The following is a 12,715-nucleotide window of genomic DNA, read 5'->3' on the forward strand; positions in this document are numbered from 1 at the left end:
GGGTCTGACTCCAAGCAACGACCAACGAATTCTGTAGGAGTGTATTTGTGCGTAAGTTGACCCAATTGGTACTGCTGGCCACTGTTCTGGTCGCAACCCCGGCCTTCGCCGACCTGAAAATCGCCGTGCTGAACTATCAGATGGCTCTGCTGGAATCCGACGCTGCCAAGCGTTATGCCGTGGATGCCGAGAAAAAATTCGGCCCGCAAGTCACCAAGCTCAAGAGCCTGGAAACCAGCGCCAAGGGCATCCAGGACCGTCTGGTCAGTGGTGGCGATAAGATGGCCCAGCCAGAGCGCGAGCGTCTTGAGCTGGAATTCAAGCAGAAGGCCCGTGACTACCAGTTCCAGTCCAAGGAATTGAACGAAGCCAAGGCCACGGCTGACCGCGAAATGCTCAAGCAACTCAAGCCGAAGCTGGACCAGGCCGTTGAAGAAGTCATCAAGCGTGGTGCCTACGACCTGGTGTTCGAGCGTGGCGCAGTGATCGACGTCAAGCCTCAGTATGACGTCACTCGCCAGGTCATCGAGCGCATGAACCAGCTGAAGTAAATCATGAGCGCACCCATCAAGCTCGGCCAGTTGGCCGAGTTCCTGGGCGCCACCCTGCGTGGCGACAAGGACAAGGACATTACCGGGCTGGCCACCTTGCAAGAGGCGGGGCCCGGCCAGGTCAGTTTTCTGGCCAATCCGCAGTATCGAAAATTTCTCGCCGAAACCCATGCGGCTGCCGTCCTGCTCAAGCCGGTCGACATCGACAGCTATGACGGCGATGCGCTTCTGGTGCCCGATCCCTATCTGGCCTATGCGCGGGTGTCGCATCTGTTCGACCCCAAGCCCAAGGCGGCAACCGGCATTCATCCGACCGCTATCGTGGCCGACGATGCCCATGTCGACCCGAGCGCAAGCGTAGGTCCTTATGCGGTGATCGAAAGCGGTGCGCGCATCGCGGCCGGCGTCACCGTAGGCGCGCATTGCTTCATTGGTGCCCGCAGCGAAATCGGTGAGGGCGGCTGGCTGGCCTCGCGTGTCACGCTGTACCACGATGTGCGCATCGGTCAGCGGGTCGTGATCCAGTCGGGTGCCGTGCTGGGGGGCGAAGGGTTCGGTTTCGCCAATGAAAAAGGCGTCTGGCAGAAAATCGCCCAGATTGGCGGTGTGATCATCGGTGATGATGTAGAAATCGGTGTCAACACGGCCATCGACCGCGGAGCACTGGCGGATACCCGGATCGGCAACGGTGTGAAACTGGACAACCAGATCCAGATTGCACACAACGTGCAGATCGGCGACCACACGGCCATGGCCGCCTGTGTCGGCATTTCCGGCAGTGCCCGAATCGGCAAGCACTGCATGCTGGCCGGCGGCGTCGGGCTGGTGGGGCATATCGATATCTGCGACGGGGTGTTCATCACCGGCATGACCATGGTGACCCATTCGATCACCGAGCCGGGTTCCTATTCGTCCGGCACGGCCATGCAGCCTGCCGCCGAATGGCGCAAGAGCGCTGCACGGTTGCGCAAGATCGATGACATGGCCCGACGGCTGCAAAAGCTGGAAAAAGTCGTCGAGACCGTGACCCGCGCTCCCAATGATTCATCTGATGGCTGAAATCTCTTTCATATCGGGTCGGTAGGGTCGCCAGGCCGCCTGCCCGATTTGCAGAAGAGTGCGCGCAGTCGTTGCGCACTCTCACTCTTTACTACAGGCTTTCCCTCGAAATGATGGACATCAACGAAATACGCGAATACTTGCCTCATCGTTACCCTTTCCTGTTGGTGGATCGTGTCGTAGAGCTGGATATCGAGGGCAAGACAATTCGTGCCTACAAGAATGTCAGCGTCAACGAACCGTTCTTCAATGGCCATTTTCCCCAGCATCCGATCATGCCAGGCGTTCTGATCATCGAAGCGATGGCCCAGGCCGCCGGGATCCTGGGTTTCAAAATGCTTGACGCCAAGCCTGCCGATGGCACTCTCTATTACTTCGTCGGTTCGGACAAACTGCGTTTTCGTCAGCCCGTGGTGCCGGGCGACCAGTTGCTGCTTGAAGCCCGGTTCGTCAGCTGCAAGCGCCAGATCTGGAAGTTCGAGTGCAAGGCGTCGGTTGACGGCAAGTCGGTTTGTTCCGCTGAAATCATCTGTGCGGAACGCAAGCTATGAGTTTGATTGACCCTCGCGCAATCATCGATCCGACGGCCGTCCTGGCCGACAGCGTTGAGGTCGGCCCCTGGTCGATCATCGGAGCCGGTGTGGAAATTGGCGAGGGTACAGTGATAGGCCCCCATGTGATCGTGCGCGGGCCGACGTCCATCGGTCGTCATAACCGTATCTACCAGTTTTCCTCGGTGGGTGAAGACACCCCTGACCTCAAGTACAAGGGTGAAGAAACACGCCTGGTGATCGGTGATCACAATGTGATTCGCGAAGGGGTGACCATCCACCGTGGCACCGTCCAGGACCGCGCCGAAACCACGCTGGGCGATCACAATCTGATCATGGCCTATGCCCATATCGGTCATGACAGCGTGATCGGCAATCACTGCATCCTGGTCAACAACACCGCACTGGCCGGTCATGTGCATGTCGATGACTGGGCAATCCTGTCCGGCTACACCCTTGTGCACCAGCACTGCCATATCGGCGCCCACAGCTTTTCCGGCATGGGCACGGCGATCGGCAAGGACGTACCGGCCTTCGTTACCGTATTCGGCAACCCTGCCGAGGCACGCAGCATGAATTTTGAAGGCATGCGCCGTCGCGGCTTTTCCGAAAAGGCGATTCAGGCCCTGCGCAGGGCCTACAAGACGGTCTATCGCCAGGGACTGACCGTTGATCAGGCCATTGTCGAGCTGGCCGAGCCGGCTTGCGCCTTTCCTGAAGTGGCCGTTTTCCTTCAGTCGATCCAGTCTTCGACCCGCGGCATTACCCGCTGATCATGGGCGGTTCATTGCGTATCGCTCTGGTGGCCGGCGAAGCGTCCGGCGATATTCTCGGCGCCGGCCTGATGCGCGCCATCAAGGCACGTCATCCGGATGCCACGTTCATTGGTGTCGGCGGCCCGCTCATGGAGGCCGAAGGCATGGTCTCGTACTTCCCCATGGAGCGCCTGTCGGTCATGGGCCTGGTCGAAGTACTGGGCCGCCTGCGTGAATTGCTGGGGCGGCGCAAGGAATTGATTGCGGCCCTGATTGCCGAGCGCCCGGATGTGTTCATTGGCATCGATGCGCCGGACTTTACCCTCAATATCGAGCTGCAGCTGCGCCGTGCCGGGATCAAGACCGTGCACTACGTCAGCCCGTCGGTCTGGGCCTGGCGGCAGAAGCGGGTATTGAAAATTCGCGAAGGCTGCGACCTGATGCTGACCCTGCTGCCCTTCGAGGCGCGCTTCTATGAAGAGAAGGGCGTTCCGGTGCGCTTCGTCGGTCATCCGTTGGCCGATACCATTGCACTGACATCCGACCGTGCAGCCGCTCGTGCCGAACTGGGCCTGGGCGAGGGGCCGTTGGTCGCCTTGATGCCCGGTAGCCGCGGGGGCGAAGTCGGACGCCTGGGGGCGCTGTTTTTCGATGCTGCCCAGCGCCTGCTGGCCGAACGGCCTGGATTGCGCTTCGTGTTGCCTTGCGCCAGCCCGCAACGGCGGGTGCAGATCGAACAACTGCTGCAAGGCCGCGACCTGCCGGTGACGTTGCTCGACGGTGGCTCGCACCTGGCACTGGCGGCCTGTAATGCGGTATTGATCGCTTCCGGGACGGCTACACTGGAGGCGCTGTTGTACAAGCGCCCGATGGTGGTGGCTTACCGCATGGCACCGTTGACCTTCTGGATTCTCAGACGGCTGGTCAAGAGCCCTTATGTGTCGTTGCCCAACTTGCTGGCCGGTCGCGCCCTGGTGCCCGAATTGCTTCAGGAGGCAGCGACACCCGAATCGCTGGCTGCCGAAATCGGGCCGCTGATCGATAGCGGCCAGGCGCAGACCGAAGGGTTCGATGCGATTCACCGCACGCTGCGTCGCGATGCCTCCAACCAGGCCGCTGATGCCGTGCTGGCCCTGATCGGCCGTCCTTCTTCACTGTGAGCGTAAAAACAATGCAAATGGGCCTGGATTTCACCCTTGTCGAAGAACTGGTGGCCGGTGTCGATGAGGTCGGGCGTGGCCCGTTGTGCGGTCCGGTGGTGACTGCTGCGGTCATTCTCGACCCGGCCCGGCCGATTCTTGGCCTGAACGACTCCAAGAAACTGACCGAGGCGCGGCGCGAAAAGCTGTTCGATGAAATTCGTGAAAAAGCCCTGTGCTGGTGCATTGCCCGCGCCGAGGTCGACGAGATCGATCATCTGAACATCCTGCATGCCACCATGCTGGCCATGCAGCGGGCGGTCGAAGGCTTGAGCATTACGCCCAGGCTGGCCCTGATCGATGGCAATCGCTGCCCCAAACTGGCAGTGCCCTCGGCACCCGTGGTGCAAGGCGATGCCAAGGTGCCGGCCATTGCCGCCGCCTCCATTCTGGCCAAGGTCAGCCGTGACCGGGAAATGGCGGCGTTCGAGCTGATCTATCCAGGCTATGGCATGGGTGGACACAAGGGCTATCCGACGCCCGTTCATCTGGAAGCCTTGGCACGTCTTGGTCCCACGCCGATCCACCGGCGCTCCTTTGCCCCGGTGCGTGCGGCCTGGGAGGCACGTGCAGTGATCGCCCAGGCCGTGTCGGGCCGTCTGCTTCAGGACTGACGTTTCAGGTCTGGCTGGGTACAATCACGCTCTTCGTTTTTCGTGTTCCAGCGTTATAGGATCTTCATGTCGGCTTCTTTCGTTCATCTGCGCCTGCACACCGAGTACTCCCTGGTCGACGGGCTGGTCCGGGTCAAGCCACTGGTCAAGGCGCTGACAGCCATGAACATGCCTGCCGTGGCGGTCACCGACCAGGGCAACATGTGTTCGCTGGTCAAGTTCTACAAGGCGGCTCAAGGTGCGGGCATCAAGCCGATCTGCGGTGCCGACCTGTGGCTGGCCGGCAAGAATGCCGACGCGCCGCTGAGCCGCCTCAGCCTGCTGGTCATGAACCCGCAAGGCTATCGCAACCTGACCGAACTGATCTCCCGCGGCTTCACTGAAGGCCAGCGCAATGGCTTTGTCGTGATCCAGCGCGAGTGGGTGGCCCAGGCCAGTGAAGGCCTGATTGCATTATCGGCGGCCAAGGAGGGTGAGATCGGCGTGGCCCTGCTCGGCGGCAATGTCGATGAAGCCGGCCAGTTGCTGCGTGAATGGATGGCGGTGTTTCCCGACCGCTTCTACATCGAGCTGCAGCGCACCAACCGGGTCAATGATGAAGAGCATGTGCATGCGGCTGTAGCTCTGGCCGATCGCCACGGTGCGCCGCTGGTGGCCACCAACGATGTGCGCTTTATCCACGAAGAGGATTTTGCCGCCCACGAAACCCGGGTGTGTATCGGTGAAGGCCGGGCACTGGACGATCCGCGCCGTTCGCGCAACTACAGTGACCAGCAGTACCTCAAGAGCCCGGCAGAAATGGCCGAGCTGTTCAGCGACCTGCCCGAGGCGCTGGAGAACACCGTCGAGATCGCCAAGCGCTGCAACATCGACGTCAAGCTGGGCACGCACTTTCTGCCCAACTTCCCGATTCCCGATGGCATGACCATTGACGAGTATTTCCGCAAGGTGTCCTTCGACGGGCTTGAAGAGCGTCTTGCGGTGCTGCTGCCCAAAAGCTCGGAAAACTATGAAGAACGCCGCCAGGTATACGTCGACCGGCTGAATTTCGAGCTGGATATCATCATCCAGATGGGCTTCCCGGGTTACTTCCTGATCGTGATGGACTTTATCCAGTGGGCCAAGAGCAACGGCGTGCCGGTGGGGCCGGGCCGGGGCTCGGGTGCCGGATCGCTGGTAGCCTATGTGCAGAAGATCACCGACCTGGACCCGCTGGAATACGACCTGCTGTTCGAACGCTTCCTCAATCCCGAGCGGGTATCGATGCCCGACTTCGACGTCGACTTCTGCATGGACGGTCGTGACCGGGTCATCGAGTACGTGGCGGAAAAATACGGGCGCAACGCGGTCAGCCAGATCATCACCTTCGGTTCCATGGCGGCCAAGGCGGTGGTGCGCGACGTGGCGCGGGTGCAGGGCAAGTCCTACGGCCTGGCCGATCGCCTGTCGAAGATGATCCCCTTCGAAGTGGGCATGACCCTGGCGAAGGCCTATGAGCAGGAAGAGATCCTGCGCGACTTTCTCAAGAACGATGAAGAGGCTGCCGAAATCTGGGAAATGGCCCTCAAGCTCGAGGGCGTGGTGCGTAACGTTGGCAAGCACGCCGGTGGCGTGGTCATCGCACCGACCAAGCTCACCGACTTTTCCCCTATCTATTGCGATGAGGCCGGCGACGGCCTGGTGACCCAGTTCGACAAGGACGATGTCGAGGCGGCGGGCCTGGTGAAGTTCGACTTCCTCGGCCTGCGCACCCTGACCATCATCGACTGGGCGCTGGAGACCATCAACCGCGAGCGGGCCAAGGAAGACAAGGCGCCGCTGGACATCGCCTTCATTCCGCTGGACGACAAGCCGACCTACGAGCTGCTGCAGCGCGCCGAGACCACGGCGGTGTTCCAGCTTGAATCGCGCGGCATGAAAGAGCTGATCAAGAAGCTCAAGCCCGACTGCCTGGAAGACCTGATCGCACTGGTGGCGCTGTTTCGTCCAGGCCCTTTGCAGTCGGGCATGGTCGACGACTTCATCAACCGCAAGCACGGTCGTGCCGAACTGGCCTACCCGCACCCGGATTACCAGTACGAAGGTCTCAAACCGGTGCTGGCACCGACCTACGGCATCATCCTGTATCAGGAACAGGTGATGCAGATTGCCCAGGTCATGGCCGGCTATACCCTGGGCGGGGCCGACATGCTGCGCCGGGCCATGGGCAAGAAAAAACCCGAAGAAATGGCCAAGCAGCGCGGTGGTTTCATCGAAGGCTGCAAGAACAACAACATCGAGCCGGACCTGGCCGGTAACATTTTCGACCTGGTGGAAAAGTTCGCCGGCTACGGCTTCAACAAATCCCACTCGGCCGCCTACGGCCTGGTGTCCTACCAGACAGCCTGGCTGAAGATGCACTACCCGGCGCCGTTCATGGCTGCGGTGTTGTCGGCGGACATGCACAACACCGACAAGGTCGTGACCCTGATCGAGGAAGTGCGCAGCATGAAGCTGCGCCTGGACGCGCCGGACGTGAACATGTCCGAGTTCAAGTTCACGGTCAGCGACGACGGGCGGATCATTTACGGCCTGGGGGCGATCAAGGGCGTCGGTGAAGGCCCTGTAGAGGCGATTACCGAGGCGCGTCAGGCCGGGCCTTTCAAGGACCTGTTCGATTTCTGCGCGCGGGTCGACCTCAAGCGGGTCAACAAGCGCACGCTGGACGGCCTGATCCGCAGCGGCGCGCTGGACCGCCTGGGGCCGTATTTCGAGCTGGAACCCAAGGCTTACCAGGCCAATATCGACCGCAACCGTTCAGTGCTGCTGACGGCGCTGGAAGAGGCCATCCAGTCCGCCGAACAGACCGCCCGCAGCCGCGACAGCGGGCACAGCGACCTGTTTGGCGGACTGTTCGAGGCCGAAGATGCCGACGTCTATGCCAACCATCGCCAGACCCGGGAAATCACCCTCAAGGAACGCTTGCGCGGCGAGAAGGAAACCCTGGGCCTGTACCTGACCGGTCATCCGATCGACGAGTACGAGGGTGAGATCCGGCGTTTTGCCCGTCAGCGCATCATCGACCTCAAGCCGGCCCGTGATACCCAGACGGTGGCCGGGCTGGTGATCGCCCTGCGGGTGATGAAAAACAAGAAGGGCGACAAGATGGGCTTCATCACCCTGGACGACCGCTCGGCGCGCATCGAAGCCTCTTTGTTTGCCGAAGCGTTTCATGCCGCCCAGTCACTGTTGCAGACCGATGCTATCGTGGTGGTCGAGGGTGAAGTCAGCAACGACGACTTTTCCGGGGGCCTGCGCTTGCGTGCCAAGCGCGTCATGAGTATCGAGGATGCCCGTACCGGCCTTGCCGAAAGCCTGCGGGTAACGGTGGATGCTGCCGCACTCAAGGGCGACCGGCTGCGCTGGCTGGGCGATCTGTGCAAGCGCCATCGCGGTGCCTGCCCGGTCACGCTCGATTACACTGGCATGGACGCCAGGGCTATCCTGCAGTTTGGCGACAGCTGGCGAATCGATCCCGCGGACAACCTGATCCAGGCGTTGCGTGACCAGTTCGGAAAGCAGAACGTCTTCCTCCAGTACCGCTAGGCTCTCTTACGTAAAAAGTGGCTACGCTCGCTCGCCGACTTTTCGTAAAGGCCTGGAGCACTTAAAGTACCGAATTTTTAAACTCGACCTGAATGCGCCCCTTCCGTATGGTGGGGCGCTTTTACAGATCAACCGGCCGGCCTCTTGGCCGTCGACCCAAGACGGATGCCTATGAACCCGAATTTTCTCGATTTCGAACAGCCTATCGCTGACTTGCAAGCCAAGATCGAAGAGCTGCGCCTGGTAGGCAATGACAACTCGCTGAACATCAGCGACGAGATCTCCCGGTTGCAGGACAAGAGCAATACGCTTACCGAAAGCATTTTCGGCAACCTGACCAGTTGGCAGATCGCCCGGATGGCGCGTCACCCGCGTCGTCCCTACACCCTGGACTACATCGAACACATCTTTACCGAGTTCGACGAATTGCACGGCGACCGGCATTTTGCCGATGACGCCGCACTGGTCGGCGGTGTCGCACGTCTGGACGATCAGCCAGTGATGGTGATCGGTCACCAGAAAGGCCGTGAAGTGCGCGAAAAGGTCCGTCGCAATTTCGGCATGCCGCGCCCTGAAGGCTATCGCAAGGCGTGCCGCCTGATGGAGATGGCCGAGCGCTTCAAGATGCCGATCCTGACCTTCATCGACACCCCGGGCGCCTACCCGGGCATCGACGCCGAGGAGCGCAACCAGAGCGAGGCGATTGCCTGGAACCTGCGCGTCATGGCGCGCCTGAAAACCCCGATCATCGCCACTGTGATCGGTGAGGGCGGTTCCGGCGGCGCACTGGCCATCGGTGTCTGCGATCAACTGAACATGCTCCAGTATTCCACCTATGCGGTGATCTCGCCCGAGGGCTGTGCCTCGATCCTGTGGAAGACCGCCGAAAAGGCACCCGATGCCGCCGAAGCCATGGGCATCACGGCCGAGCGCCTCAAGGGCCTGGGTATCGTCGACAAGGTGATCAACGAGCCATTGGGCGGTGCGCATCGCGACCCGGCTGCAGCCGCGGCACTGATTCGCGAAGAGCTGCTCGGCCAACTGGCCTCGCTGAAGAAACTCGACAACGCCGCCCTGCTGGCGCGCCGTTATGAGCGCCTGATGAGCTACGGCGTCTGACATGACCTTGCCCGGCCATGGCGTCTTGTCCATGGCCGGGCACTGTTCAGGACCTGGTCATGAGCGATGAGGCGCTGTACACGGCGCTTGCCCGGGCGCTGTCCGGGGCAGGCGCGGTGCCTGCCTTGCACGTTGCGTTCTCCGGTGGCCTGGATTCCACCGTTCTGCTGCACCTGCTGATTGCGCTCTCCAGGCGCCAGCCCCTCCCGCCGATTCATGCCATTCACGTGCACCATGGCTTGCAAGCGACCGCTGACGCCTGGCCTGCGCATTGCCGTCAGGTCTGTGCGGCGCTGGGCGTGCCCCTGCGTATAGAGCGGGTGCGGGTGCGCAGCGGCGCCAGTCTCGAGGAAGCGGCACGTCAGGCTCGCTATGCCGCCTTTTCCCGGGCGCTGGGCCCGGGTGAATGGCTGCTGGTGGCCCAGCACCGTGACGATCAGGCCGAGACGCTGCTGTTTCGTTTGTTGCGTGGTGCCGGCGTGCGCGGTCTGGCGGCCATGGCGCCCTCTCGGGCGTTGGGCCGGGGCCGCTTGCTGCGCCCGTTATTGGACGTGTCGCGCACCGCCCTCGAAGATTACGCACGGCGGCATGGGTTGCGCTGGGTGGAAGACCCGAGCAATCAGGATGTGCATTATTCGCGCAACTTTCTGCGCCATCAGGTGCTGCCGCTGTTGCAGGCACGCTGGCCGCAGGCGCAGGCCAGCCTGGCGCGCAGTGCCGCGCACCTTGGCGACGCGCAGCAGTTGCTCGATGAGCTGGCGGTCGATGACCTGGCGCGTGCGCAGCGACACAGCGAGTTTGCCTGGCTGAATCTTCCGGCCCTGGCCCTGGCACCGTTGGCCAGTCTGTCCGAGGCGCGCCAGCGCAATGCCTTGCGCCATTGGCTGGCCCCGCTGACTCGCCTGCCGGACACCGATCATTGGGCCGGCTGGAAGGATCTGCGCGATGCACGACCCGCTGCGCATCCGCTCTGGCGCCTGGCCGATGGCGAGTTGCACCGGGCGGACGGGCACGTGTGGTGGCTGGCCGGTGACTGGCTGCATCCACCGTGTGGTGGATTGCACTGGTCGAATCCTGCGCATGCGCTGAGGCTGCCTGGCAACGGCACGCTGTCTTTTTCCGCGGGTGCGCCGCCAGGGCCGTTCGAGGTTCGCTACCGCCAGGGTGGTGAAGTCATGGGCGTGCCGGGGCGTGGGCAGCGCGATCTGAAGCGGCTGCTGAATGAAACACGCTTGCCCGGTTTTGTCCGTGCCCGCTTGCCGTTGGTGTTCCAGGACGGTCGTTTACTGGCCGTGGCCAATCTGGCAGGGCTTGATCGAATGGGCGAAAACGGTGCCTGGCTGTGCTGGCATGCACCGACGAGCGACCAAAGTTTGAGGTGATAGGCCCTTTCCGGTAGACTACGCTCCCTTCTTGATACAGCTTGTGTCAGTGGTTTCCAATTGACCCAAGTTGCCGATTTCCAACCCGTGTTTACGGGGCAATCTTTAACGTGTGGCGCAATGGGCAGGCTTATGGCCGGTCGGTTTCAATACAGCAGTTTCGGGAATGCACTGTGAACCTTGTGGGTGATCGGGGGCTTCGGCCTTCCTTCGCTTTCCCCGGCGGCTCTGACCGCTTTAACGCAGACTTCTAGGGTTTTTCATGACGCGCTTCATCTTCGTCACGGGCGGTGTTGTTTCTTCATTGGGGAAAGGTATTGCCTCGGCTTCATTGGCGGCCATCCTGGAGGCGAGGGGACTTAAGGTCACCATGCTCAAGCTGGACCCCTACATTAACGTCGATCCGGGCACCATGAGCCCGTTCCAGCACGGTGAAGTGTTCGTCACGCATGACGGCGCCGAGACCGACCTGGACCTGGGTCACTACGAGCGGTTCATCCGCACGACCATGACCCAGAACAACAACTTCACCACCGGACGGGTGTACGAGCACGTACTGCGCAAGGAGCGCCGTGGTGATTACCTGGGCGCGACCATCCAGGTGATTCCGCACATTACCGACGAGATCAAGCGCCGGATCATCAAGGGTGCCGGCGATGCCGACGTGGCCCTGGTCGAGATCGGCGGCACGGTCGGCGACATCGAGTCGCAACCGTTCCTGGAAGCGATCCGCCAGTTGCGCTTCGAAGTGGGTGCCAAGCGCGCCATGCTGATGCACCTGACCCTGGTCCCGTACATCGCCACCGCAGGCGAAACCAAGACCAAGCCGACCCAGCATTCGGTCAAGGAGCTGCGCTCCATCGGCCTGCAGCCTGACGTGCTGATCTGCCGCTCCGATCACGCGATCGATGTTTCGTCGCGTCGCAAGATCGCGCAGTTCACCAACGTCGAAGAGCGTGCGGTGATCGGCCTGGAAGATGCCGACACCATCTACAAGATCCCGGGCATCCTGCACGCCCAGGGCCTGGACGATTTCGTCGTCGAGCGTTTCGGCCTGCAATGCGGCGGTGCCGACCTGTCCGAGTGGGACGCGGTGGTCGATGCCAAGCTCAACCCCGAACACGAAGTGACCATTGCCATGGTCGGCAAGTACATGGAGCTGCTCGACGCGTACAAGTCGCTGATCGAAGCCATGAGCCACGCCGGGATCACCAACCGCACCAAGGTCAACCTGCGCTACATCGATTCCGAAGACATCGAAAACCAGGGCACCGGCCTGCTCGAAGGTGTCGACGCGATCCTGGTACCGGGCGGCTTCGGCCTGCGCGGTGTCGAAGGCAAGATCACCGCCGTGCAGTACGCCCGTGAAAACAAGGTGCCGTACCTGGGCATCTGCCTGGGCATGCAAGTGGCGGTCATCGAGTTCGCCCGTAACGTGCTGGGCTGGAAGGATGCCAACTCCACCGAGTTCGACCGCACCGTCGCGCATCCGGTCGTGGGCCTGATCACCGAGTGGGAAGATGCCACCGGCGCGGTCGAAACCCGTACCGAAAGCTCCGACCTGGGCGGCACCATGCGTCTGGGTGCCCAGGAATGCCAGCTGCTGCCGGGCACCAAGGTGCACGATTGCTATGCCAAGGATGTGATTGTCGAGCGTCATCGTCATCGCTACGAGGTCAACAACAAGCTGCTGCCGCAACTGATCGAGGCCGGCCTGCAGATTTCCGGTCGCTCCGGTGACGGTGCGCTGGTCGAAGTGGTCGAGGCGGCTGATCATCCATGGTTCGTGGCCTGCCAGTTCCACCCCGAGTTCACCTCGACACCGCGTGACGGACATCCACTGTTCAGTGGCTTCGTCAAGGCCGCCCTGGCTCAACACCAGAAGAACGTCTGATTCGGG

Annotated in this window: 10 protein-coding genes; all 10 read left to right on the top strand. The window is 61.7% G+C overall.

Annotated elements, in window-relative coordinates; translation table 11 throughout:
• Window positions 1-47 precede the first annotated feature (47 nt).
• The gene (locus ASF84_RS02730; protein WP_056834954.1) at window positions 48-551 is read left to right on the top strand and encodes an OmpH family outer membrane protein; all 504 of its coding nucleotides are present in this window, start codon (window positions 48-50) and stop codon (window positions 549-551) included.
• A 3-nt stretch (window positions 552-554) separates the two neighbouring features.
• Window positions 555-1,610 (top strand): UDP-3-O-(3-hydroxymyristoyl)glucosamine N-acyltransferase, encoded by a 1,056-nt coding sequence (gene lpxD, locus ASF84_RS02735; RefSeq protein ID WP_056834955.1) that lies wholly within the window; start codon window positions 555-557, stop codon window positions 1,608-1,610.
• 110 nt (window positions 1,611-1,720) lie between these two features.
• Complete coding sequence (gene fabZ / locus ASF84_RS02740; RefSeq protein WP_056834957.1) at window positions 1,721-2,161, top strand: 3-hydroxyacyl-ACP dehydratase FabZ; 441 nt, start codon at window positions 1,721-1,723, stop codon at window positions 2,159-2,161.
• Window positions 2,158-2,934, top strand: a complete 777-nt coding sequence (gene lpxA, locus ASF84_RS02745; protein WP_056834959.1) for an acyl-ACP--UDP-N-acetylglucosamine O-acyltransferase — start codon at window positions 2,158-2,160, stop codon at window positions 2,932-2,934. Before fabZ ends, lpxA begins: the two co-directional genes overlap by 4 nt.
• A 2-nt stretch (window positions 2,935-2,936) precedes the next feature.
• On the top strand, window positions 2,937-4,076 hold the full coding sequence (gene lpxB, locus ASF84_RS02750; protein WP_056834961.1) for a lipid-A-disaccharide synthase: 1,140 nt from the start codon (window positions 2,937-2,939) through the stop codon (window positions 4,074-4,076).
• 11 nt (window positions 4,077-4,087) lie between these two features.
• Window positions 4,088-4,729: a ribonuclease HII gene (gene rnhB, locus ASF84_RS02755; protein ID WP_056834963.1), complete on the top strand. Its 642-nt coding sequence runs from the start codon at window positions 4,088-4,090 to the stop codon at window positions 4,727-4,729.
• A 66-nt stretch (window positions 4,730-4,795) separates the two neighbouring features.
• Window positions 4,796-8,314, top strand: a complete 3,519-nt coding sequence (gene dnaE, locus ASF84_RS02760; RefSeq protein ID WP_056834965.1) for a DNA polymerase III subunit alpha — start codon at window positions 4,796-4,798, stop codon at window positions 8,312-8,314.
• Window positions 8,315-8,485: 171 nt separating this feature from the next.
• The gene (accA, locus tag ASF84_RS02765) at window positions 8,486-9,433 is read left to right on the top strand and encodes an acetyl-CoA carboxylase carboxyl transferase subunit alpha (protein WP_056834966.1); all 948 of its coding nucleotides are present in this window, start codon (window positions 8,486-8,488) and stop codon (window positions 9,431-9,433) included.
• A gap of 59 nt (window positions 9,434-9,492) precedes the next feature.
• Window positions 9,493-10,815, top strand: coding sequence for a tRNA lysidine(34) synthetase TilS (tilS, locus tag ASF84_RS02770; RefSeq protein ID WP_056834968.1), 1,323 nt, complete (start codon window positions 9,493-9,495; stop codon window positions 10,813-10,815).
• Between the two features lie 262 nt (window positions 10,816-11,077).
• Window positions 11,078-12,709 (top strand): CTP synthase, encoded by a 1,632-nt coding sequence (locus ASF84_RS02775; protein ID WP_056834969.1) that lies wholly within the window; start codon window positions 11,078-11,080, stop codon window positions 12,707-12,709.
• The last annotated feature ends 6 nt before the right edge of the window (window positions 12,710-12,715 follow it).

Origin of the sequence: Pseudomonas sp. Leaf127, from assembly GCF_001423155.1 — a bacterium.
GTDB lineage: Bacteria > Pseudomonadota > Gammaproteobacteria > Pseudomonadales > Pseudomonadaceae > Aquipseudomonas > Aquipseudomonas ovata.

Coding starts and splice junctions, on each gene's coding strand:
- lpxD (WP_056834955.1), top strand. CDS start 555: ATGAGCGCACCCATCAAGCTCGGCCAGTTGGCCGAGTTCCTGGGCGCC.
- fabZ (WP_056834957.1), top strand. CDS start 1,721: ATGATGGACATCAACGAAATACGCGAATACTTGCCTCATCGTTACCCT.
- lpxA (WP_056834959.1), top strand. CDS start 2,158: ATGAGTTTGATTGACCCTCGCGCAATCATCGATCCGACGGCCGTCCTG.
- lpxB (WP_056834961.1), top strand. CDS start 2,937: ATGGGCGGTTCATTGCGTATCGCTCTGGTGGCCGGCGAAGCGTCCGGC.
- rnhB (WP_056834963.1), top strand. CDS start 4,088: ATGCAAATGGGCCTGGATTTCACCCTTGTCGAAGAACTGGTGGCCGGT.
- dnaE (WP_056834965.1), top strand. CDS start 4,796: ATGTCGGCTTCTTTCGTTCATCTGCGCCTGCACACCGAGTACTCCCTG.
- accA (WP_056834966.1), top strand. CDS start 8,486: ATGAACCCGAATTTTCTCGATTTCGAACAGCCTATCGCTGACTTGCAA.
- tilS (WP_056834968.1), top strand. CDS start 9,493: ATGAGCGATGAGGCGCTGTACACGGCGCTTGCCCGGGCGCTGTCCGGG.
- ASF84_RS02775 (WP_056834969.1), top strand. CDS start 11,078: ATGACGCGCTTCATCTTCGTCACGGGCGGTGTTGTTTCTTCATTGGGG.